Annotated in this window: 18 protein-coding genes; 10 read left to right on the top strand and 8 right to left on the bottom strand. The window is 58.8% G+C overall.

Annotated elements, in window-relative coordinates; genetic code table 11:
• Nucleotides 1-144: 144 nt before the first annotated feature.
• A complete protein-coding gene (locus Enr8_RS05685; RefSeq protein ID WP_146429612.1) occupies nt 145-3,021 on the top strand; it encodes a c-type cytochrome in 2,877 nt (958 codons plus the stop codon).
• Nucleotides 3,022-3,121: 100 nt separating this feature from the next.
• On the opposite strand, the gene Enr8_RS05690 is transcribed toward Enr8_RS05685, so the two are convergent.
• Nucleotides 3,122-4,000, bottom strand: a complete 879-nt coding sequence (locus Enr8_RS05690; RefSeq protein ID WP_146429613.1) for a LysR family transcriptional regulator — start codon at nt 3,998-4,000, stop codon at nt 3,122-3,124.
• A gap of 119 nt (nt 4,001-4,119) precedes the next feature.
• Between Enr8_RS05690 and Enr8_RS05695 the strand changes: the two genes are divergently transcribed.
• Nucleotides 4,120-5,847: an NADPH-dependent assimilatory sulfite reductase hemoprotein subunit gene (locus Enr8_RS05695; protein ID WP_146429614.1), complete on the top strand. Its 1,728-nt coding sequence runs from the start codon at nt 4,120-4,122 to the stop codon at nt 5,845-5,847.
• Nucleotides 5,848-5,866: 19 nt separating this feature from the next.
• Nucleotides 5,867-6,064: a hypothetical protein gene (locus Enr8_RS05700; protein ID WP_146429615.1), complete on the top strand. Its 198-nt coding sequence runs from the start codon at nt 5,867-5,869 to the stop codon at nt 6,062-6,064.
• A gap of 236 nt (nt 6,065-6,300) precedes the next feature.
• Here the strand turns inward: Enr8_RS05700 and Enr8_RS05705 are convergent, their stop codons facing one another.
• Nucleotides 6,301-6,858 carry a PEGA domain-containing protein gene (locus Enr8_RS05705; protein ID WP_146429616.1) on the bottom strand — a complete coding sequence of 186 codons (558 nt, stop codon included), beginning with the start codon at nt 6,856-6,858 and terminating at the stop codon, nt 6,301-6,303.
• 216 nt (nt 6,859-7,074) lie between these two features.
• Here Enr8_RS05705 and Enr8_RS05710 point away from each other — a divergent pair, with 216 nt between their 5' ends.
• The 5 genes from Enr8_RS05710 (at nt 7,075) to Enr8_RS05730 (ending at nt 13,637) form a co-directional block, all read left to right on the top strand.
• Nucleotides 7,075-8,424, top strand: a complete 1,350-nt coding sequence (locus Enr8_RS05710) for a PP2C family protein-serine/threonine phosphatase (protein ID WP_146429617.1) — start codon at nt 7,075-7,077, stop codon at nt 8,422-8,424.
• Nucleotides 8,425-8,538: 114 nt separating this feature from the next.
• On the top strand, nt 8,539-9,708 hold the full coding sequence (locus tag Enr8_RS05715; RefSeq protein WP_146429618.1) for an LptF/LptG family permease: 1,170 nt from the start codon (nt 8,539-8,541) through the stop codon (nt 9,706-9,708).
• Nucleotides 9,709-9,838: 130 nt separating this feature from the next.
• Nucleotides 9,839-11,494 (top strand): sensor histidine kinase, encoded by a 1,656-nt coding sequence (locus tag Enr8_RS05720; RefSeq protein WP_186767452.1) that lies wholly within the window; start codon nt 9,839-9,841, stop codon nt 11,492-11,494.
• Between the two features lie 4 nt (nt 11,495-11,498).
• Nucleotides 11,499-12,887 carry a sigma-54-dependent transcriptional regulator gene (locus Enr8_RS05725; protein WP_146429620.1) on the top strand — a complete coding sequence of 463 codons (1,389 nt, stop codon included), beginning with the start codon at nt 11,499-11,501 and terminating at the stop codon, nt 12,885-12,887.
• 120 nt (nt 12,888-13,007) lie between these two features.
• Nucleotides 13,008-13,637: a PQQ-binding-like beta-propeller repeat protein gene (locus Enr8_RS05730; RefSeq protein ID WP_146429621.1), complete on the top strand. Its 630-nt coding sequence runs from the start codon at nt 13,008-13,010 to the stop codon at nt 13,635-13,637.
• Nucleotides 13,638-13,648: 11 nt separating this feature from the next.
• Here Enr8_RS05730 and lexA read toward each other — a convergent pair whose 3' ends face one another.
• Nucleotides 13,649-14,269, bottom strand: a complete 621-nt coding sequence (gene lexA / locus Enr8_RS05735) for a transcriptional repressor LexA (RefSeq protein WP_146429622.1) — start codon at nt 14,267-14,269, stop codon at nt 13,649-13,651.
• A 247-nt stretch (nt 14,270-14,516) separates the two neighbouring features.
• Between lexA and Enr8_RS26015 the strand changes: the two genes are divergently transcribed.
• Both Enr8_RS26015 and Enr8_RS05745 read left to right on the top strand, forming a co-directional pair.
• Nucleotides 14,517-14,708 carry a Flp family type IVb pilin gene (locus Enr8_RS26015; protein ID WP_146429623.1) on the top strand — a complete coding sequence of 64 codons (192 nt, stop codon included), beginning with the start codon at nt 14,517-14,519 and terminating at the stop codon, nt 14,706-14,708.
• Between the two features lie 220 nt (nt 14,709-14,928).
• On the top strand, nt 14,929-15,312 hold the full coding sequence (locus Enr8_RS05745; RefSeq protein WP_146429624.1) for a hypothetical protein: 384 nt from the start codon (nt 14,929-14,931) through the stop codon (nt 15,310-15,312).
• Nucleotides 15,313-15,321: 9 nt separating this feature from the next.
• On the opposite strand, the gene Enr8_RS05750 is transcribed toward Enr8_RS05745, so the two are convergent.
• The 5 genes from Enr8_RS05750 to purB all read right to left on the bottom strand — a co-directional run bounded on the left by Enr8_RS05750 (nt 15,322) and on the right by purB (nt 21,839).
• Nucleotides 15,322-16,293: a PstS family phosphate ABC transporter substrate-binding protein gene (locus Enr8_RS05750; RefSeq protein WP_146429625.1), complete on the bottom strand. Its 972-nt coding sequence runs from the start codon at nt 16,291-16,293 to the stop codon at nt 15,322-15,324.
• 106 nt (nt 16,294-16,399) lie between these two features.
• Nucleotides 16,400-17,125 carry a hypothetical protein gene (locus Enr8_RS05755; protein WP_146429626.1) on the bottom strand — a complete coding sequence of 242 codons (726 nt, stop codon included), beginning with the start codon at nt 17,123-17,125 and terminating at the stop codon, nt 16,400-16,402.
• Between the two features lie 145 nt (nt 17,126-17,270).
• Complete coding sequence (nagB, locus tag Enr8_RS05760; protein WP_146429627.1) at nt 17,271-19,172, bottom strand: glucosamine-6-phosphate deaminase; 1,902 nt, start codon at nt 19,170-19,172, stop codon at nt 17,271-17,273.
• Between the two features lie 285 nt (nt 19,173-19,457).
• On the bottom strand, nt 19,458-20,180 hold the full coding sequence (locus Enr8_RS05765; RefSeq protein ID WP_146429628.1) for a phytanoyl-CoA dioxygenase family protein: 723 nt from the start codon (nt 20,178-20,180) through the stop codon (nt 19,458-19,460).
• A 231-nt stretch (nt 20,181-20,411) separates the two neighbouring features.
• Nucleotides 20,412-21,839, bottom strand: coding sequence for an adenylosuccinate lyase (gene purB / locus Enr8_RS05770; RefSeq protein ID WP_146429629.1), 1,428 nt, complete (start codon nt 21,837-21,839; stop codon nt 20,412-20,414).
• Between the last annotated feature and the right edge of the window lie 114 nt (nt 21,840-21,953).

Raw genomic sequence — 21,953 nt, forward strand, 5'->3', positions numbered from 1 at the left:
TTTCTCCTGGCAAGTTCGTTTTCCCTCCTTCCGCAAATTCACCGAGCACCCTCGCCCCTTTTCTGGGAGTCCTACCGAATGTGTCGTCTCGCGTCATGCTTTGTCCTTTTGTGTTTTGCATCGGTCGCTTGCGCGCAAACGCCGATGTGGATCTGGAAATCCAACAGTGCGGCCGACAATGAAACGGTCTATGTCCGCAAAGAGGTCCAACTAACCGGTCCGGTCAAACAGGCGACGTTGTACGCCACCGCCGATAACCACATTAGCGCGACCTTCAACGGCAAGCCGGTCATTCAGCACGATGACTGGGCGACCTGGGGCAAGGCGAACGTCACCAAGCTGATTCGCGACGATCGTGCGTTGATCGCCGCCGCCGGCAAGAACGATTCTGGCGTCGCGGCGATGCTGCTGAAGCTGGAAGTCGAATACAAAGATGGCAAGAAGCAGACCTTCGTCAGCGACGACAGCTGGAGCGTCTCGACCAAATCGGCGCCTGGTTGGGATCGTGCCGGCTTCAAAGCCGATTGGAAAAACGCCTACGTACTTGGCAAGCTCGGCATGCAGCCGTGGGGCAATGTGAACGTGGCCGCCGTCGCCGCCGCTCCCGGAGAAGCGACCCCGGTCGACAACATCAAGACGCTGGAGGGCTTCACCGTCGAACGCCTTTACTCGGTGCCGCTGGGCCAAGAGGGATCGTGGGTCAGCATGACCGCAGACCCGCAAGGTCGCTTGATCTGCTCGGATCAATATGGCGGGCTCTTCCGCGTCACGCCTGGCAAAGACGCCGCCACGACCAAGATTGAACAGCTAGACGTGGCGATCGGCGCCGCTCAAGGCTTGCTATGCGCTTACGACGCGCTCTACGTTTCGGTCAACGGCGGCGCCGCGCAGGGCTCCGGTTTTTACAAGGTGACCGACACCAACGGCGATGATCAGTACGACAAGGTTGAACTGCTGAAGAAGTTCAATGGCGGCGGCGAACATGGTCCGCACGCGATTCGCCTGGGGCCGGATGGCAAGCTCTATGTCATCGCCGGCAACCATACGAACATTCCGCAAGGCGGCGAAGTGGGAGCCCCGCACAAGAACTGGGCCGAAGATCTGCTGCTGCCGCGCAATCCCGACGGCAACGGCCACGCGACCGGCCGCATGGCGCCCGCCGGTTGGATTGCCCGGACTGATAGGGACGGAAAAGAATGGGAGCTGATTTGCGCCGGTTTCCGTAACCCGTACGACATCGCCTTCAACGCCGACGGCGAGTTGTTCACTTACGACGCCGACATGGAGTGGGACACCGGATCGCCCTGGTATCGCCCGACTCGGGTTAATCACGCCGTTTCGGCCGCTGAATATGGATGGCGATATGGTACCGGCAAATGGCCCGATTACTACGTCGACAGCGTCGGAGCGGTCGTCGACATCGGCCTCGGTTCGCCGACCGGTATCGAGATGGGCCTGGGCGCCAAGTTTCCGGCCAAGTACCAAAACGCGCTGTACATCAACGACTGGACCTATGGCGTGATCTACGCGGTGCAGATGACTCCGCAAGGCGCTACCTACACGGCCAACTTCGAGAAGTTCATCACCGGTCGACCGCTGCCGGTCACCGACATCGTCGTCAATCCGAAAGATGGCGCCCTCTACTTCACGATCGGCGGACGTCGTACGCAATCGGGCTTGTACCGTGTGACCTACGACGGTCCGGAATCGACCGCGCCGGTCGCCACGACCGAAGGGGAAGAAGGTCGCGAGGCTCGCGCCTTACGTCGTGAACTGGAAAAGCTCCACACGACCCAACCGGACGGCGCCCTCGGCAAGATCTGGCCGAGCCTGGCCAGCAACGATCGGGCGATTCGCTACGCGGCCCGCGTCGCGCTCGAAAACCAGGACCTCGCCGCTTGGAAGGACAAAGCCCTGGCCGAGACCAACGCCAACGCCACCATCCAGGCCTTGGCCGCCCTGTGCCGCACCGGCGACAAGGTGGATCAAACGGCTGTCTTGGAGAAGTTGAACACGCTGCCGTACGACCGGATGAGTGAAGAGCAGATTCTAGACGCCTTGCGCGTTTACCAGCTCGCTTACATCCGCCTGGGCGGCAAGCAGAATGACGCGGCCAACGAAGCGGTCATCGCGGTCCTTGATCCCCGCTTCCCGGGAGACAGCGAAAAGCTGAACCGCGAGTTGTTCAACTTGCTGGTCTACCTGGAAGCCCCGGGCATCGTTGAGAAGGGGATGAAGCAACTGTTCGCAGGGCAAACCCAGCAAGAGCAGATGTTCTACGCCTTTGTGCTGCGGAATGCCGAGAAGGGTTGGACCATGGATCAGCGGAAGGCTTACTTCAGCTGGATGAACCTAGCCCAGACCAAGTACCGCGGCGGCAATAGCTTCAAGAAGTTCGTGATGCAGATTCGCGATAACGCCTCCGAGAAACTGGCCAAGGCTGACTTGGCCGAACTGAAGGAGATCATGGATGGCGGCCAGATTGAAGAGGTTGCTAATCTCGAAACGACGCGCCAGTTCGTCCACAACTGGCAGGTCGATGATCTTGTCGGCATGTTGCCGCAGGTCGAATCGGGACGCAGCTTCGAGAAAGGCCGCGTCGCCTTTGAAGCCGCCCAGTGCGCCAAGTGCCATCGCTTCGCGGGGCAGGGGGGCGGAACTGGTCCGGACCTGACCGGCGTCGGCAATCGCTTTGCTCCGCTCTATGTGTTGGAGGCGATGATCCTGCCGTCGAAGGTTGTTTCGGATCAATACGTCAACACGATCTTCCAGACCGATACCGGCGACATCCTGGTCGGCCGGATCATCAGCGAAACCGACGACGAGTACCAGGTCCGTAGCGGCCCGTTCGCCAAAGAGCTGACCGTGCTGAAGAAAGACGAAATCGACGGCATGAAGCACTCGCCGCAATCGGAAATGCCCAGCGGCTTGCTCAACACGCTGACCCAGGAAGAGATCCTCGACCTGATCGCCTACCTCCGCAGCGCTGGCAACGAAAACGACGCCGCCTTTAAAAAGTAAAGGTAGGGCAGGCCGTGCCTGCCGCGATAGCGCCAATCATCAAAATGGGCTGCCAAATCTGGCAGCCCATTTTTTATGCGTTAGACCAGGGGTGCCGTTTTTACTGATCGCGCAAAACGTCATTGAACGCCCTGGCTGCAGGACCGGCAAATCGATCCTGCGCCTGCACCAAGTGCAACGGCCGCGGAATTTTCAGGTCCGCCAGGCGAATCGCCTTCAGCTCGCCGGAGGTCAACTCCGCTTCGACCGACAACCGCGACACGATCGCCAGTCCGACGCCAGCGGCGACCACATGCTTGATCGCTTCGGTGCTGCTAAGGGTCATTAGCTCTTTCACTTCGACGCCGCACAGCGAGATCGCCTGCTCTTGGACGGCCCGGGTGCCGGATCCTGATTCTCGCAGTACAAAGCTCTGCCCGCTTAGGTCGGTCGCTTTCACTTTCCGCTTCTTCACCAGCGGATGCGAGGCCGCAGCGACGACCACCAACTCATCTTCGGCGAAGCTTGTCGAAGTAAGGCCCGCTTCTTCCACAAACCCTTCGGTCAGGCCCAGGTCAACGCGATAGTCGAGCACCTGCTGATGGACGAAGGCGGTGTTGCCGACCGAGACATGGACGCGAATCTGAGGATGCTGCTGATGGAAGCGGGCCAAAACCTGCGGCAATAGATACCCGGCGATTGTGGTGCTGGCGCCGACGAACAGCTCGCCGCGGCTCACTTCTCGCAATTGGGCGACCGCCTGTTCCGCTTCCGCTTCGAGCGTGAAGATTTTTCGGGCATATTCGCTCAGCAGTTTGCCGACCGTCGTCAGTCGCAGTCCCTTGCCGGTGCGGTCGAACAATTGCTCGCCCAACGCTGCTTCAAACTCTTTCAGCTGTTTCGACGCCGCAGGCTGACTGATCAGTAATTGCTCGGCGCCCAGGCTGACGCTGCCGGTTTCGGCGATGGCGTGAAAGATCGCCAAGTGGTGCAAATTCATGGATATAGACTCAGGTTATGCGTTTAATGAATTTTATGTCTTTGATTTATGTGGGGCAAGTCTCGATATTTGCAAACGTGGAAAGCAACTTCTCTTGGTGACCCGGAAAGAGCAAATCGATGAGCCAGACGACTCTCAGCAAAATCGAACTTCTCAAGCAAGGCAGCCGCCAGCTGCGGGGGACGCTAGCGGAGGAATTGCAGAACGAGCGTCCCGACTTTTCGGGCGACGCGATTCAGATGCTCAAGTACCACGGCAGCTATCAGCAGGACGACCGCGACGTCCGCAAGCAGAAGAACGCCGATGGTACGAAAAAGCAGAAAGCTTACTCGTGCCTGATCCGGACCGTAGTTCCCGGCGGAAAGGTGACGGCCGAGCAGTTTCTGGCCGAGCTCGATTTGTGCGATCGCCTGGGGAACGGCACGTTGCGGATTACCACCCGGCAAGGCTTTCAGCTGCACGGCGTGCTCAAGAGCGACCTGAAGGAGACGATCCGCACGATCAACCAGATCAAACTTTCGACCTACGCCGCTTGCGGCGACGTCAGCCGCAATGTGATGTGCTGCCCGGTGCCGTACAAAAACAACCCGGTTCGTGAGCAGATGCAAGGGGTCGCGCGGCAGATCTCCGTCCACTTCCGGCCGCAGTCCTCCTCTTACTACGAACTCTGGCTGACCGACGAAGAAGGAAACAAGGAAAATCACGCCGAGTTCCAACCGGTCGCCGAGCCTATCTATGGAGAGCGGTATTTGCCGCGGAAGTTCAAGTTTGGCGTCGCCGAGCCGACCGACAACTGCATCGACGTCTACACGCAGGACGTCGGTCTGCTGGCGATTATCGAAGCGGACCAGGTGGTCGGCTACAACGTGATCGTCGGCGGCGGGATGGGCAATACCCCCTCGGCCGACAAGACCTTTCCGCGCCTTGGCGACGAGCTGACGTTCGCCACTCCCGAAAACGTGATCGCCGTTTGCGAAGCGATCGTCAAAGTGCAACGCGACTTTGGCAATCGCGACGATCGCAAGCGAGCCCGGCTGAAGTACGTGCTGCATGATTGGGGCGTCGCCAAGTTCAAAGCGAAGGTCGAAGAGTACTACGGCGAACCGCTACCGGAACCGCGACACGCGCCCGTGACTGGCATCGACGATCATCTCGGCTGGCATGTCCAGGGAGACGGTAAGCTGTTCTACGGAATCAACATCGAGAACGGCCGCGTCGCCGATGTCGACCAAGTGCGAATCAAAAGCGGTCTGCGAGCGATCCTCCAGCGGTACGGAATGGAGACTCGCCTGACGCCGCTGCAGTCGGTGATCTTGTGCGACGTCGATCCGAAAGACCGCCGCGACATCGAAACGCTGCTGCAGGAGTACGGGATGAAATCGGTCGACGAGCTGTCGCTCGCCCGGCGGTTTGCCGTCGCTTGCCCCGCGCTGCCGACCTGTGGTCTGGCGATTACCGAGTCAGAGCGGGTCATGCCGCAGCTGATTGATCAGCTTGAGCCGGTGCTGGCCGAGCATGGACTCGCCGAGTCGCAGATTTCGATTCGGATGACCGGGTGCCCCAATGGGTGTGCCCGGCCGTATATGGCGGACATCGGCCTGGTCGGCAAGTCGGTCGGCAAATACACAATCTACCTGGGGGGGAATCCGCAAGGAACGCGAATCGGCTTCGTCTATCAAGAGGCGACGCCACTGGCAGAGATTCCGGCCCAGCTGTCGCCGCTGTTGGCTCGTTACACGGCGGAAAAAGAGGGCGAAGAGGGATTCGGCGACTACTGCGCCCGCATTGGACGCGATGCATTGTTGGCCAAGGTTGGCCAGTCGGAAGCGGTCACACTTCAAAACTAAGATCAGGGAATGGATAACGATGAAACGCTATTACTCGCTTTGGAAATCGACCTGGTGGTTGTGGATGCTGATCATCGGCGGCGCCTTTTATCTGTCGACGCTCAGTAACGTTCTGATGTGCGTCAGCTTGGTCTACCTACCAATTTGCGTCGTCATCTTTTTATGGTTCGGCTTGGTGCGTTACGACGATCAGGGGAATCCGCTCGACATCGTCTAACAGCCTGTTGAAAAATGCCATCGTGGCATTTTCCAACCTCGCCAGGCTCAGAGCATAGCTCTTCGCGGCTCTCAAAATAACGACTTACGTCGTTATTTTGGGATCGCATCCGTGCGATCACGCAGTCCATCGAGGAAATCAACGGACTGCTAAGCATACGTCGTTGTAATCGGCGTGTTGCGCGTTCTGTATGAACCCGCAGCGCGAAAGCTTGAGAAGCCTGCCGGCGTCTTCTTTTATTGGCCAAGTACCGGCGGCGGCAATACGAAGCCTCCATCGGGTAGCGTCTCGGGACGCATTACCGGGGGCAGTAGTTGCGGTTGATTTTGCGGCGTCACGTTGACGGCCGGATCGACCTGCGTGGCGAGCGGCGTGACGTAACCGGCCTGGGCGTTGGAGCGAAGTTGCTCGGCGCGGCTCCGCAGTTCTTCCGGCGGCACGATCCGCCGCGGTTCCATCGCGAAGTCGAGATCCCGAGTGTCCCGAATTTCCCACGGCCAGAGGTTCTCGCTAAAGAACTCGATCACCGGGTACTCATACCAGGGGGGCTTGAAGGTGTGCAGCTGCGACACCGACTCGTAGCCATGTTTCTCGAGCCGGATCTCGCGCGTGCCATAATGGACGTAATTGGCCGAGACCGGCGTCACGCCGATTTCCTGATCGTCGACGTACACCACCGCCCCCGGAGGGCTGGTGCGGATATTCATCCGGCGACGTACGCAACCGGTGCTGGCGCAGGCGATTAGCAGCGTCAGCAGCAGAAAGTTACGAAAATGGAAAGTCCGACGGTTCATGCCGATGGGCCGATTCCGATCTAAATTAGGTTGAAGCGGGGGCGAAGTTTAGCAATCTGCTGCGGCAGCGGCTAGACGAAAACGGGAATCGAAGTTAAATCTTTTCGTCGTAAGTACTTGTTGACGCAAAAATTCCGCTTTAATATCGCAGGTTTCCGTAAATAATAGGTAGGGCCGCTTTCTGGCGGAAATTGTTGGACCGGAGAAGAGCGACGCATGTCGGTTGAGTCCCATACGTGGCATAACACGATTCAGATCGCTGCGCTCAGCGATGTGGGGATGCGCCGTAGCAACAACCAGGACCACTACGGCGTCATTCTCTCGGCCAATTGGGACGAATGGCGAAAGCGGGGGCACCTGTTTGTCGTCGCCGACGGCATGGGAGCCCACGCCGCTGGCGAACTGGCGAGCGAAATCGCGGTTGACCGCGTCGGCCATCTCTATCGCAAGTACATCGAAAAAACGCCTCCCGATGCGCTCGTCACCGCCGTCGAAGAAGCCAATGCGATCATCAATCGCAAAGGAGAAGAGAACTCGGCGTTCCACAAAATGGGGACGACCTGTAGTTCGCTGTTGATCTTGCCGCAAGGTGCGATCGTCTCGCATGTGGGGGATAGTCGCGTCTATCGGCTGCGGGGCGATAAGCTCGAGCAACTCTCGTTCGACCATTCGATGGCCTGGGAAATTCGGGCTGCGACCGCGGGGCTCGACGCCGCCGACGTGTACGACGCGATTCCCAAGAACGTCATCACTCGTTCGCTTGGCCCAGGGCCGACGGTCGAAGTCGATCTGGAAGGTCCCTTCCCGCTGCAGGTGGGCGATACGTTCTTCGTCTGCAGCGACGGAGCGACCGGCCCCTTGCGTAACGACGAAATCGCCATCATTCTGAAAACGCTGGATCCGGCGCACGCCGTCCAACTGATGGTCGACTTGGCGAACCTGCGCGGGGGGCCTGATAACATTACCGTTATCGTGGTGAAGATCACCGGCGAGGCGATCACCCAAGATCCCACCCACAGCGAACCGCTGATCATGGAAGAGACTCGCCCGGCGAATCCTCCTTCCCGCCAGAAGCTGCGAAACCCGCCCTGGACCGTTTGGGCGCTGCTATTGCTGTTTGGGTTTGCGACGGTGTCGCTGGCCTACATGCAGCGTCCCTTCGAGGCGGTCATCGCCGGGCTGGCGGCGTTTGCGGCCTTCGTATTTGGGGCGGTCTATATGTATTCAGGCCCGGTTGAAGATGAGCCGATCAAGGCGACTCCCAAGCGCCGGCTTGGTCGCGGACCGTATGAGGAAACCCCCTGCAACACGACCGAGAACGTCGCTCGCAACCTGGCGGCGACCGTGGTCGAACTCCGCGAGGCGTCGGAAACCAACCAATGGAAGCTCGACTGGGATCGGGTCAACCAACTGCGCAGTCAGGCCCAGCTCGAGCTAGCAGCGGGCGACTACTTTAACGCCACGCGGCTCTTTTTGATCTGCATCGGGGCGATGATGGCACAGATTCGGATGCAGAGCAAAAAGAAGAACCCGCTGGAAGATGAGTCGAAGGTCGACTTGATTTAGGTCGCGGCTCTACCGGTTTGGGGCGTTCGCTTGCTGGGAACGAAACTGTCGTTCCGTCGTCTGCGGGAACTTGCTAGAGTTCGCACGAATTCGCCCGTTTCTTTTCGACCCGCAATGCGAATCATTACCCGCTACATCTTGTGGGAGATCCTCAAGATCTTCTTTTTGGCGCTCGGCGCGCTGACGTTGCTGATCGTTTTGGTCGGCGTCGTGCAACAAGCGCTGCGCGAAGGTCTGGGCCCTGGTCCGATCGCCCGGATCATTCCGTACATGATTCCCGATGCGCTTCGGTTTTCGATTCCCGGCACTATCCTGTTCGCCTCCTGCAGCGTTTACGGGCGGCTGTCGTCCGGCAACGAACTGGCCGCGCTAAAGGCCTCCGGCGTCTCTCCGCTAGTAGCGCTGTGGCCCGCCTACGCGGTCGCCCTGGTACTGTCGATCGTTTGCGTTTGGCTGAACGATGTTGGCGTCTCCTGGGGCAGCCAAGGGGTGCGTCGGGTGCTGGTGCAATCGTTCGAGGAAATCGCCTATGGCATGCTCCGCACGCACAAGTCGTTTAGCAACGAGAAGCTCTCAATCCTGGTCCGCGAAGTCGACGGCCGGCGGCTCATGCGTCCGCAAATTGTCGCCGCGGCGACTCCTACTTCGCCGCAACTGTTGATCTCGGCCGCCGAAGCGGAACTGCATAGCGACGAGAATAACCAGTTGATTATTTCGCTGATTGACAGCCGGATCGAAAGCGACGGATCAAGCCAAGGGGTCTTCGAGCATCCTGGCCAACTCGACCATATCATCTCGCTCAATGACGAGCTTTCGGCCGAAAGTCGTAGTCCGTCGAAGATCGCATCGTCCCGTATCGCCACCGTGCTGGGGGAAGAGCGTGAACTGGTCAAGAGCCTGGAGGAGGCGGACGTCGCTTGGAACAGTTTCTCGCAGTTGGCGACCTTGGACGACGAGCAAAGGGCCCCCCGGATTGATGCGTCCTTCGTCGATTGGCAGATCAATCGTCTGCGGACCGAGCCTTGGCGGCGATGGGCGAACGGCTTCAGCTGTTTGTTCTTTGTGCTGCTGGGCGTGCCGCTAGCGATCAAGCAGCGGAACCCTGATTTTGTGACCAGCTTTTTTATGGCGTTTCTGCCGGTCTTGCTTGTCTTCTACCCGCTGCTAGCGTTCGCCGTCGATCGAGCGAAAGATGGGGCGCTGCCGCCTCAGGCGGTGTGGATCGGCAACCTGGCCCTGTTGGCGGTCAGTCTCTACTACCTGCGGAAGGTCTGGCGCTACTAGCGGCAAGTCGCCCGGTTCGGCTTGAATCGTCACGGCGAAGCTTGCTACACTCTCCAGGCGATCGCCGGTCGCGGCGAGACGATGGATGTCTCGCCCAAGGTGGCGATCGGTTGCGACAAGGAGGTCGCTTGTGTTTACCCGACGCCCGATTCGGGACAAGATGCTGATTGGCGCGGTGTTGCTGACCGCCATTGTGCTGGGTCTGGCCGCCACGGCCGTCTGGTGCAGTTACAGCTACCGCGGCTTGGCGCGCAGCGTCAGCGTACGCGCCAGCGAACTGCCGCTCGCCATCGACTTCAGCCTGGCGGTGACCGATCTGCGTCACATGCTGGGGCAATCTCGCGAAATCAATCACGACGGCTTTCCGTCGTCGTTCGATCCTTCGCCCGAACCAAAAGAAAACGATGCGGTCTCTGGCTTTGATCCCTCGCTGCAGCGCGAGGAGTTCGCCGCTCGGTTGATGCATGTCGAACGTTCGCTGCAGGTCTACAAGCAGCAACTGGAATCGAACGACGCGCTTGCCAACGACATGAGCGACTATTCGTACGAGCGCGAGACGATTCGCAAGATCGACGAATTGATCGCCAAGATTCAAAGCGAAGCCAACAACGGCGACTGGGTGTTGGGACTGGTCGACAAGACGATGTTAAAACGGGACCTCGACAGCCTGCACACGCTGGCGATGGAGTTGCCGAGCTATCTGATTCAGCGGATGCAGCGTCTGAAAGACGAAGCCCATAGCCAATATCGAGCCGGGATCGTGATCTCCGTTTCCGCCACGCTGGCCGGCGTCACGTCGCTCGGCGTCTTCATGTGGCTCTGTTGGGTTTGGATCTTCTGCCCGCTCGGGGTCTTGATGAAGGGCTCGCGGATGGTCGCCAGCGGCAACTTTTCGCACCGCATTCACTTGAACACGCACGACGAGATGAGCATCCTGGCCGAAGCGATGAACGCCATGACGCAGCGGTTTGAAGAGATTCGCCGCAATCTTGATGGCCAGGTCCAAGAGCGAACCAAGCAAGTGGTCCGCAGCGAGCAACTCGCCAGCGTCGGCTTTCTGGCCGCCGGCGTCGCTCACGAAATCAACAATCCGCTCGCTTCGATCGCCTTCTGCGCCGAGTCGCTGCAAAGTCGCTTGGCCGAAGCGCTGCCCGCCGAAGAGGCGGAGCAAGCGGTCTGCAGCGTCGACGACGTCGAACTGCTGCGGAACTACCTGGGCATGATCCAGGACGAAGCGTTCCGCTGCAAGGAAATCACCGAACGGTTGCTCGACTACTCGCGTCTGGGAGATGTCGAAAAGGCCGACACCGACCTGGGCGAGCTTGTCCGCAATGTGATCGACATGGTCAGCCATCTCGGCAAGTACCGCGAAAAGAAGGTCAACTTCAATTCACGCGACGCGGCGATCGCTCCGGTCAATCCGCAAGAGATGAAGCAGGTCATGCTGAACCTGATCACCAACGCATTGGACAGCTTAGACCCCGGCGGCGAGGTCAACGTCGAACTGAGATCGCTGGACGACGATCAGATTATCGTCACGGTACGAGACAATGGTTGCGGCATGACCGAAGAAGTGAAGAAACACTTGTTTGAACCCTTCTTCACTCGCCGCCGTAACGGACAGGGTACCGGGCTAGGTTTATCCATCACGTATCGCATCATCGCCGATCACGGCGGGCAAATCGACGCGCACAGCGAAGGACCGGGGTGCGGGTCGGAATTCCGAATTACATTGCCCGCTAGCACGCCAGGGAAGGAGCAACACCATCGCTACCAAGCAGCCTAGTCGGTTGAAGATCCTCTTCGCCGACGACGAGAAGTCGTTGCAAAAACTGATGAGTCTCGAACTGCCCCGTTTGGGACATGAAGTTACCGTCTGCCCCGACGGTTTGACTGCCGTTGCTGCGCTCGAGCGCAATACGTACGACTGCATTCTGGTCGACCTTGATATGCCGGGACTGAACGGCATCCAGGTGATCGGCAAAGCGAAAGAACTTTCGCCCGAGACCGAGGCGATCGTCCTGACCGGCAAGTCGTCGACCGAATCGGCGATCTCGGCGTTGCGGTTCGGTGCGTTCGATTACTTGACCAAGCCTTGCCGTTTGGTCGAACTGCAGACGCTGCTCGATCGGGTCGCTGACAAGCGGGAATTGACCCGCAAGTATCGCGCGGTCAAAACGCGGTTGGAAAAGCTGGAAGGTAAGTCGAACCTGATCGGCGATTCGACCAGCATGCAGCAGGTGGGACGCTTGATCTCGAAAGTGGCGCCGACCAATTCGACCGTGCTGATCCGGGGCGAAACCGGTACCGGTAAAGAACTGGTCGCCCGCGCTCTGCATGATCAAAGTCACCGCGTCGAGATGCCGTTCGTCGCCGTCAATTGCGGCGCTCTGCCAGAGAACCTGATCGAAAGCGAACTGTTCGGGCATCGCAAAGGCTCTTTTACCGGAGCTGAGGATACGCGTATCGGCTTGTTCGAGGTCGCCAACGGCGGCACGCTCTTTTTGGACGAAATCGGCGAACTGCCGAAGTCGCTGCAGGCGAAACTGCTGCGGGTGCTGGAGACCGGCGAGATCCGCCGCGTCGGCGATAACGACTCGATGAAGATCGACGTCCGCATCGTTTGCGCCACGCACCGCGACGTTGAACAAATGGTGGCCGAAGGGGACTTCCGCGAAGACTTGATGTTCCGCATCAATACGTTCGAGATCCATCTGCCGCCGCTCCGCGAACGGACCGAAGACATTCCGCTGTTGGCCGAACACCTCTGCCGTCGCTTCTGGCCGAATGTGCCAATGACGCAGACGATCTTTTCGACTGACGCGATTCGCGCCCTGAAGTCGCACGATTGGCCGGGCAACGTGCGTGAACTGGCCAACGTTGTCGAACATGCGACGATCTTGTGCGAAGAGCCGCCGATTGAGCCTGATCATTTGCCTCGTCGCTTTGGGCGATCCAGCGGCGACGGCGCTATTGGCGCCGGAGGCGCTGCCGCTGGCAAGCCGGTGTTGAAAGCGATCGGGCCGTTATCGCTACGTGAACTGGAAATGCAGGCGATCTACCAGGCGCTCGAACGTCACGAAGGAAACAAACCGCAAGCGGCCGAAGAATTGGGCGTGAGCCTGAAGACGCTTTACAACAAGCTCAACCAGGCGTCGAGCATGGACAAATCGGCCTGAAGCGATTGAGCTTCGTCAAAATCAGAAAACGCCGCATGCTAAACGCCGAGCATGCGGCGTTCTTGATGGATCGTGCAAAATTCTCGCAGGGGACGTTGCGGAGCGTTAGGATGACGAGAAATGAAACTTGTCTCCTCACGAAACGATAAGGTCTACGACATGCGCGTTTGCCGAGCTACCCAATTCGTTCTGGCGGCGTTTCTGGTTCTGGCGACGCTCACCCCTGTCTATGCTCAGGGCTTTGGCGATGCCCGCCGCTATAACGGCTACATCGATGCGGAACCACTCTTGATCGTGATCCCAGACTCGCGCGACTGCGCATTGGCCTACAACGCTGAGAGCGATGATTGGGATAAGGTCGAGTTCTCTACGCCATTGCCTGGGGAGGGTTCGCCGGTGGCAATCGGCGGAGATGTCGCCGTGTTCGTCCATGAGGGCGTCGCCTATGGATACAGCGTGGAGACTAGCCGGTGGGCGTCGATTAAATTGGACGACCCCAAGACGCCTGGAATCCCGGTTATTGGCGGTAAACTAGCGGCGGTGATCCATGGAGATTTCGTTTACGGATTTGGCGCTAAACATGGCGTTTGGGCGAAAGCGAAGCTGTCCAGCGGCAGCAAGGCGAAGCCAATAATCGGCAGCACCTTGATCAAGGTCATCGACGGAAACGTGATGCTGGTCTTCGGCGAAGCCAGCAAACGCTTTAGCGGCGTTGACCTGACCAACGGCGAAATGGTTAAGCTTCGGTAGCGGCCAAGCGCCTAACTCATCTTCCGCACGACCCCGACCACGACGCCGCGGACCTTGGCGTTTTTCACATAAATGGGGGACATCGACGAATTGGCGGGCTGCAAACGGATGCGGTTCTTTTCTGGGAACCAGTATTTGAGGGTCGCCTCGCCATCTTCGGTCTCGGCGACGACGATTTGGCCGGTTTGGGCGCTGGTTTGTTTGCGGACGACGACGTAATCGCCATCTTCGATGTGAGCCTCGATCATCGAGTCCCCTTTGACGGCCAGCACAAACTGGTCGTGCCGGGCGAACATGTCGCGGAAATCGATCAGCTCTTTTTGCTCGATCGCTTCGTGCAGTACGCCGGCGGCGATCTGGCCGACCAGTGGCAAACCGACTTCATCCGCTTCGTCGCAGGTTAGCTGAATGGCTCGCGACATGTTGGGCTGGCGGGAGATCAACCCTTTTTTCTCGAGCGCCTTCAGGTGGCACATCACGCCATTGGGTGAGCTGATTTTAAACTCGTCCCCAATCTCGCGGACCGTCGGACCATAGCCCCGCGAGACGATCTTGTCGCGGATAAAGGAGAAAACGGCACGTTGACGTTGGGTCAGTTGATCGAGTGCGCTGGTCGAGTTGGAAGAGGCCATTAGACCGGTCTCCAGGGGTGAGTTCACTTACCTTCCAGTAAGCATAATATACGGCTGTACATAGGTCAATAGCGTTTGTACACCGTTGTCCTCGGCAAATGTCAATAAAGTATCCCCCCCGGTTTTTGCTATTTAGTCGATTGTGAACTAGGGTTCCAATACAACCAACTTCCTTCGCTTTAAGATCCTGGTGGTTCCTGGGACACGAATAAACCAGGGTCAATAGCTTATCCGGGAACCCAGTCACATGTCTCACTTGATCCACTTCCTGCTCTCCGAAGAGGGGCCTACCGCAGTAGAGTATGCGGTAATGCTCGCGATGATCCTGGTCGTCTGCATTGCGGCGATCGGCATCATGGGACAACAAGTCGGCGCCGGCTATCAGCACGCGACTGACGAGTTTGCACGCACGTTTCCCTCTTCGATTACTTCGCCATAGCTTTCGATCGCTCGCTTACCACTACGACGATGATCTGGCCGCCGTCCCATTGGGCCGGCGGTTTTTTGGTGGGATTGTGCCGATTTCCGGGCGGCGAAAACGAGTCGATTCTGCGTCGCAGCCAACGACTGGCCAGCGGCAGGTGCTACATTTTGGGGAAGTCCGCCAGTCGGGCGTCGACCTGTTCCCGTTCTCCCCTCCGCTTGTTTGGAGTCTCGCCATGATCAAGACCATGCTTCCGCTGTTTGTTCTCGTTACGCTGATGAGCGGCGTCGCCCTTTCGCAGGGCAACGAGAAAGAACGTTACGTTGTGATCCCGGTCGACGACAAGCCGTTCGCCGTTGAACAGAGCAACTATGTTCGCTTGACCGGCGAAGCGATTTCTGGATCACGGATCAAAATGGAAATCAAAGGCCCGGCCGAAGTCGACATGATTTCGTTCGTTAAAAAGGTCAAAGGCGAAGACCTGCTGCTGGGTATGCAGATCAAACAGTACGACCTGAAGCTGACCGGCAAAGGCAAAGTGACCGCCACCATCACCTCTATCTTCCCCGACTCGACTTCGGAGCCGAAGGTGACGAAGTACGAGTTTGAGGTGAAGTAGCCCCTCGGGCTATTTCTGGGGACGCGGGCAGACGGAATAACGACCGCTTTGTGCCCGCGATTCTGCCAACGGTGCGAATCCCTCGCGAACCAAGCCGCTTTGTCCCTCTTGGCTATAGACGAAGCGGATAAACTCGGCCAACAGCGGATCGAGCTTTTCGCCACTCGGCACAATGTAGATCAGTCGTAGCTTTTGCGTCAGCGGATAGCGGTCGAGGTTCTCGATCGTTGGGGGGATCGTCGTTTCGCCGACTTGGATCGGCACGGCCCGCACCGCTGGAGTTTGATAGCCGATGCCAGTATATCCACAGCCATTGGCGTCGCCGGCGATTGCTTGCAACAGCGACTGACTGCCCGGCATCTCGATAATCGTTGATTTGAAATCTCCGCCAAGCAGTGCGGTCGTTTTCAGCTGGCCGTAAACTTGGCTGGCGCTGTTGCGTCCGTACAGGCGAATCGGCTGGTTCGCCATGGGGGCAGTTGGCGGCAGCAGTTGACTCCACGTGGTGATGTCGTGCTGGTCCGCTTTCTTCGTACTAGAGAAAATGGCGTCGACCTGTTTCATGTTCAAGCAGGCAATGGGATTGTCGCGATGCACAAAGATCGCCGTCATGTTCGCCCCGATGGCTATTTCAACCGGCGGCCCGCCGAGCTTCGCTTGTAGCTTGAACCGTTCCGATTCGCGAAGCGCCTGGGTCGACATCCCCAAGTCGGCGCCGCCGCTCAGCAGACCACCGACTGCGGTGGAAGCTCCTTTCTGGCGGATTTGAACATCGACGTTGGGGTAGATCTTCGTAAAGCCGTCGGCCCAGCGGTGAACGATGTTGTTCATCGTATCGGAGCCGATCAGGCGTAGCGTGCCCGAGAGCGAGTCGACCGGGTGATAGTGCGGAAGATCCGGATCGATGGCGATTGGCTCGGCCCAGGCGAGCCCGGTCGCTATAAACGAACAGAGGAGCGTCAACGGAATCTGTCTGCACATCAATCCAACTCCACGTTAGGACGAAGTCAATTATTCCCGATCAGCGTTAAGTTTTGTGGAAGAGCATTGCCGAGACGCAAAAAAACTGCGGCGCTAGGCGACGGTTTTACGACGCAACGTTAAAGGTGATCACCGTCCCACAGAACTCACATAGGACGAAGCAAAAGTCCATGTAGGCTCCTTGGTATTCGTACCAAAACTCTTCTTCCCCGTTCACCGGAATCGGCGGGATCATGGCGATTGGCTGAAAGGCGGTCGTTAGATTGTGTTGATCGCACGCAGGATTGCGGCAAACGATCGGCCCAGAGTTATCAACGTGCCTGAGCCCGCCTCCGCATGAAATCAGGTGATTGATGTCGAGATCGTCCAGGATTTGATTGTCTTCGGCGTTTGGTTGGAAGTAACCGTCACTGCGGAGAAACCCCAGGATTCGGGCTTCTTCATAGGCCAGCGGAACCAAATCGAGCGGCATCGATGGGAGTTGTTCGACCTGCAGGCACTGGTAGTCCGGTTCGTCTGCCTGCTCATCGCCGATCCAGAGAATGCGGATCTCGTTGTCGGAAACAATTCCATACTGCATCGCCCCTCCGCCGCTGCCGTATTTGAACGGATAGTAGAGCGGGAGCCGCTTTAGCGTCGGCTCGGCGACGAATGGAATCGCTTCGTCGGTCAAAGCGAGCGACGCCAACAACTGGACCGGCACATCCGAGCCAGCGGGGCAGAGTCCATGATAGGGCAGAGAACCGCCAAACTGATGTCGCCCCGAAGCGGATGGCACAAGTCGAAAAGGGCGACGATTGGCGGCGGAGATGACCGATAGCGACTGCGACATCTGCGTTCCTTAAATGTAATAAACCGATCGCCTACCATCCTACCAATTCGAAGCACATCGCAGGCACAAAAAGAGCCGCAGTCCAAAGACCGCGGCTCGAAGCAAATTGTCGATCAAAAAAGCAGCCAGCTCTTATCCGCTTTCCTTACAGCGGTATCCCATTCCAGCGGACGAACGCCTCGATCGCAAAGTACTCGGGCAGGCCGATCTGGTTGTAGCTGTCGGCGGTTCCCTTGTTGCGGTCTTCGGCGCGTTGCCAGAACTCACGAGGGTCGCTGCCCGGGAAGAGGGCGCGGTCTTTTTGGCTTTCGTGCATGAAGATCGCGTGCCGTTTCAGGTTGATGTCGCCCGGGCTGAGCGGAACGGCGATTTCGATCTCGTGCAGCGGGTACTCTTGCCAGGCGCCGCGGTAGAGCAGCGCGTCGGGACGCGAGCCCGTTTCTTCTTCGATCCGCTTCAGGGCGCGGAAGATCGCCATCGCACAAACGCGATGCGTGCCGTGCGGGTCCGACAGGTCGCCGGCGATGTAAACCTGGTCAGGCTGCTCCTGCATCAGCAGGTTGTAGATGATGTCGACATCTTCCTGGCCGAGTGGGTTCTTCGAGACGGTACCGGTCTGATAGAACGGCAGGTCCAGGAAGTGCAAATGCTCTTCTTTGCAGCCCACCTTCAAGGCGCCAGCTTTCGCTTCGCTGCGACGAATTAGCCCTTTGATGTTCATCACCGACAAGATGTCGGGTTCGCCAGGCTTCTTCGAGGCGAGCGAGCCGGCCACTTCCTGCTCGACTTCTAGCGAACGCTGCCCGTCGATGCCGAACATCCGGTTGTACTCGCTGACGAAGTCGGCGTACCGCTGGGCGTCATGATCAAAGACGGCGATGTTGCCGCTGGTCATGTAGGCGATGTGGACCTCGTGACCATCTTCAACCAGGCGGATGAGCGTCCCGCCCATGCTGATCACGTCGTCGTCCGGGTGCGGGCTAAAGCAGATCGTCTTCTTTCGCTCTTTACCGGCCGGGTGATATTCGATCGTCTCTTGCATCCACTTGAAGACGCGGTGGGCGAGCGAGCCGGCCGGGCCATGATGACGCAGCAACTGGTGCAGGTTGAACTTGCGGAAGTCGTCGTCATCCAACTTCAGCAGCGCCTTGCCGGTCTGTTGGCAGAGCCAGATCACCGCTTTCTTGATCAGCGATTCGGTCCAGTCAACGCTTCCTTGGGCCCAAGGGGTCTTGATGTCGGTCAGTTTGCTGGCGGCCGCTTCGTCGATCAGGACCTGCGCGTCGGGGTGATCTTGCAAGAAGCTGGCCGGAATACGGTCAGACGGCGTCGCTTCGACCGTTTCGCGAATGACGGTCGATTTGCCTTCGCCCAAGGCGAGCAGCAAGATCCGGCGGGCGTCCATGATCGTAGCGATCCCCATCGTGATCGCGCTGGTCGGGACGTTTTCTTCCTGGAAGAAATCGCTGGCGGCCGACTTACGCGTGACCGGGTCGAGCGTGCACAGCCGAGTGCGGCTGTTGCGGATCGAAAACGGTTCGTTGAAACCGATGTGGCCGTTGCCGCCAATGCCGAGCAGCATCAGGTCGATGCCGCCAGCTTCTTCGATCTTCCGTTCGTACTCGCGGCAATAGTTGTCGATCTCGTTGTGCGGAACGTTGCCGTCGGGAATGTGGATGTTCTCGGCCGGAACGTTGACGTGGTTGAAGAGCGTCTCGTACATCGTCCGGTGGTAGCTTTGCATCTGCGTCGGGCAGATGCCGTAGTACTCGTCCAGATTGAAGGTGATGACGTTCGAGAAATCGAGGCCTTCCTCCTGGTGCATGCGGATCAGCTCGCGATAGACGCCGGTCGGCGTCGACCCGGTCGGCAAACCGAGGACCGCCTTCTGGCCGTACGAATTGCGTTCGCGAATCACCGCGGCGACTATCTGAGCGACGTGGCGAGCCAGTTCTTCGCTGGTGTGAAAGGTAAAAGTGGGGATGCGCACGCCGCGGACGGGGGCCGCGGTCGGCAACGAGGCGCTGTTGGTCATGGTTTGAATCATAGAATTCCGGTTCAGGGCATCGAGCAGTTACCGAACCATTGAGTATGCATGGTGGGGAATAATGGCTCCAGCCGCACCTTTGCGCCCTCCACGCGTCTCTGTGCCGAGGGGCAATAACTGCGGGAAAACTAAGGTTCCGCCGCGGAAAAAAGTGGGACGATTTACCGCATAGAGCCGAAAATTTCATTCGCTCGAATCTCTATCGTACGCGAAACGAAACGTCGTTTTGCGCAGGTTGGATCTAAATTGAGGGGCGAGCCGGGCGTCGCCAAAAAGCCCAGTAGTTCATGCAACCGCTTGAAACAGCTGCCAAGCGAACCCTTCTGCCAGCGTCGGCACGGCGGCAAATTCCAAATGGAGAATCCGCCGATGGCGGTTGCTGCCCGGCGTCGACTCACCGCTGGCGTGCGACAGCAGGGGACGCATCGCCAGTACGTCGCCGCGATGACAACCGATAAGGTGGGGCGTACCGCTGGCGGCCGCTTTGCCAGTCTTGTGAGAGCCGGGCAGCACCTGCAGGGCGCCATTCTCGGCGTCGACATCGTCCAGGTGGATCCGCAAGGTGAGCATTTGCTCTAGCAGCTCCAGCGGCGCTTCGACATGCGGAACGCCGGCCTTGAAGGTTGGCTTGGCGTACTGCTGACTGGGGCCGACATGCTCGCGGACCGCGATCGTAAGATCTTTATGCCACGGCAGCGACCAGGTTTTCTCCGGCGGCTTGTCGAAGTAGAGAACGCGGACCAAGCCGCAGTCACGGCCCAGAACCTCTAGTAGCATGTCGACGAGCGCTGGTTTGCGCCACACGTGTGCGACGTCGGGATAGACCGACAGCACGTTGCGGGCGGCATAGGCGGCGCCGGCACGCGTGCGGATTGATTCGCCATCGCGCTGGGACGCTTCGATCGCGGCCGTGAGATCGGCGGTTATTTGGTCGAGCTCAGCCAGATCGAAAGGAGAAGGAAGGAGGACGAAGCCATCGTGGTCAAGTTTTATAGACGCAGAGGACATAGGAGAAACATCCATATTGTCATGGTGGCGTAGCCGCCATTCATCGTTGCCTCAGGGCAAGGCGTGGGAACGCGCACACAAACAAAAACGTCGAATGCCGGAACAACTCTCCCGCATGCGACGTTCGGATTTCGTCTCTGATTGGTACTCTTTCGTAGGACAGGCCGTGCCTGCCGAATGGATACGCCCGCGATCCGGCAGGCACGGCCTGCCCTACGATTGTTGGATCAACTACACCCGCAGCTCTTCTTTTTCGGCCAAACGATATTCAAACCTATGCTGGATCGGGGCGACGACGTCTTCCAGGAACTCGTCAACTTGCTCCGGCGAACGGCCGACGTATTGCGACGGCTCGAGCACCTTTTCCATGTCGATCTCCGGGAAGGCGGGGTCGGCCTGGAGACGTTCGAGCAGGTCGTTTGGCTTGCCTTCCATCTTGACCACCTTGCCCGCAGCGATCGAATGTTCGCGGATCTTCTCGTGCAGATCTTGGCGATCGCCGCCTGCCGAAACGGCCGCCATCAAGATGTTTTCAGTCGCCATGAACGGCAGCTCTTCGCCTAAATGCTTGCCGACCATCGCTGGGTAAACGACCATGCCGCTGGCGACATTCTCGAGAATGATCAAGATCGCGTCGATCGCCAGGAAGGCTTGCGGCAGCGTCAGACGGCGGTTGGCGCTGTCGTCGAGCGTCCGCTCCATCCACTGCGTCGCCAGGGTGTTGGCGCCGCTCGACTGCAGGCTCATCACAAAGCGAGCCAAGGCGCAGATTCGTTCGCTCCGCATCGGGTTTCGTTTGTACGGCATCGCCGACGAACCGATCTGCTTCTCTTCAAACGGCTCTTCCACTTCCTTGCGGTGCGACAAGATGCGGAGGTCGGTCGCGATCTTGTGAGTCGACTGGGCGATGCCGCTGAGGGCGTCGAGGATCTGCGAGTCGATCTTGCGCGAGTAAGTTTGCCCGGTGACGGCGTAGGTGGCCTCGAAGCCCATCTTCTCGGCGACGCGTTGTTCTAGCTGACGGACCTTGTCGTGGTCGCCATCAAACAGCGTCAGGAAGCTGGCCTGGGTGCCGGTCGTTCCTTTGCAGCTGCGAGCCTTCAGCGTCGCCAGGCGATGCTCTAGTTCTTCCAGGTCCATCACCAAGTCGTAGTTCCACAAACAGGCACGCCGGCCGATCGTGGTGGGCTGCGCCGGTTGCAAGTGGGTAAAGCCAAGGCAGGGGAGCGCGCGGTATTCTTTGGAGAAGTCGGCCAGTTTCAAGATCACCGCGGCCAGACGCTTTTCGATCAGGTGCAGCGCGTCGCGCAGCAGGATCAGGTCGGCGTTGTCGGTGACGAAGCAACTGGTCGCGCCGAGGTGAATGATTCCCTTGGCCTGCGGGCAGATGTCGCCGTACGCGTGGACATGCGCCATCACGTCATGCCGCAGCGCTTTCTCATGCTTGGCGGCGTTGGCGAAGTCGATGTTATCGACGTTGGCGCGCAGTTCGTCGAGCTGGGCGTCGGCGATCGGCAGGCCCAACTCTTGTTCCGCTTCGGCCAGGGCGATCCAGAGTTTGCGCCAGGTCGAGAACTTGCGCTGGGCGCCCCAGATTCGGCTCATCTCTTTCGAGGCGTAGCGAGAAATCAGCGGGTTTTCGTACTGGTCATGCGACATCGGCGTTTCCACAAGCGAAAGCGGGGGCAGGGAAGCAAAACCTGCATTTTAGCGAGATTGGGCCCGCTTGGTCAGGCGCCTGGGGGAAGAGCGAAGCGGCACGCGGGGGACGCG

The organism is Blastopirellula retiformator (assembly GCF_007859755.1).
GTDB classification, from domain to species: Bacteria; Planctomycetota; Planctomycetia; order Pirellulales; family Pirellulaceae; genus Blastopirellula; species Blastopirellula retiformator.

Excerpts from the sequence above, each read along its gene's own strand:
- Enr8_RS05685 (WP_146429612.1), top strand. The coding sequence starts at position 145 with ATGTGGATCTGGAAATCCAACAGTGCGGCCGACAATGAAACGGTCTAT.
- Enr8_RS05690 (WP_146429613.1), bottom strand. The coding sequence starts at position 4,000 with ATGAATTTGCACCACTTGGCGATCTTTCACGCCATCGCCGAAACCGGC.
- Enr8_RS05695 (WP_146429614.1), top strand. The coding sequence starts at position 4,120 with ATGAGCCAGACGACTCTCAGCAAAATCGAACTTCTCAAGCAAGGCAGC.
- Enr8_RS05700 (WP_146429615.1), top strand. The coding sequence starts at position 5,867 with ATGAAACGCTATTACTCGCTTTGGAAATCGACCTGGTGGTTGTGGATG.
- Enr8_RS05705 (WP_146429616.1), bottom strand. The coding sequence starts at position 6,858 with ATGAACCGTCGGACTTTCCATTTTCGTAACTTTCTGCTGCTGACGCTG.
- Enr8_RS05710 (WP_146429617.1), top strand. The coding sequence starts at position 7,075 with ATGTCGGTTGAGTCCCATACGTGGCATAACACGATTCAGATCGCTGCG.
- Enr8_RS05715 (WP_146429618.1), top strand. The coding sequence starts at position 8,539 with ATGCGAATCATTACCCGCTACATCTTGTGGGAGATCCTCAAGATCTTC.
- Enr8_RS05730 (WP_146429621.1), top strand. The coding sequence starts at position 13,008 with ATGAAACTTGTCTCCTCACGAAACGATAAGGTCTACGACATGCGCGTT.
- lexA (WP_146429622.1), bottom strand. The coding sequence starts at position 14,269 with ATGGCCTCTTCCAACTCGACCAGCGCACTCGATCAACTGACCCAACGT.
- Enr8_RS26015 (WP_146429623.1), top strand. The coding sequence starts at position 14,517 with ATGTCTCACTTGATCCACTTCCTGCTCTCCGAAGAGGGGCCTACCGCA.
- Enr8_RS05745 (WP_146429624.1), top strand. The coding sequence starts at position 14,929 with ATGATCAAGACCATGCTTCCGCTGTTTGTTCTCGTTACGCTGATGAGC.
- Enr8_RS05750 (WP_146429625.1), bottom strand. The coding sequence starts at position 16,293 with ATGTGCAGACAGATTCCGTTGACGCTCCTCTGTTCGTTTATAGCGACC.
- Enr8_RS05755 (WP_146429626.1), bottom strand. The coding sequence starts at position 17,125 with ATGTCGCAGTCGCTATCGGTCATCTCCGCCGCCAATCGTCGCCCTTTT.
- nagB (WP_146429627.1), bottom strand. The coding sequence starts at position 19,172 with ATGATTCAAACCATGACCAACAGCGCCTCGTTGCCGACCGCGGCCCCC.
- Enr8_RS05765 (WP_146429628.1), bottom strand. The coding sequence starts at position 20,180 with ATGTCCTCTGCGTCTATAAAACTTGACCACGATGGCTTCGTCCTCCTT.
- purB (WP_146429629.1), bottom strand. The coding sequence starts at position 21,839 with ATGTCGCATGACCAGTACGAAAACCCGCTGATTTCTCGCTACGCCTCG.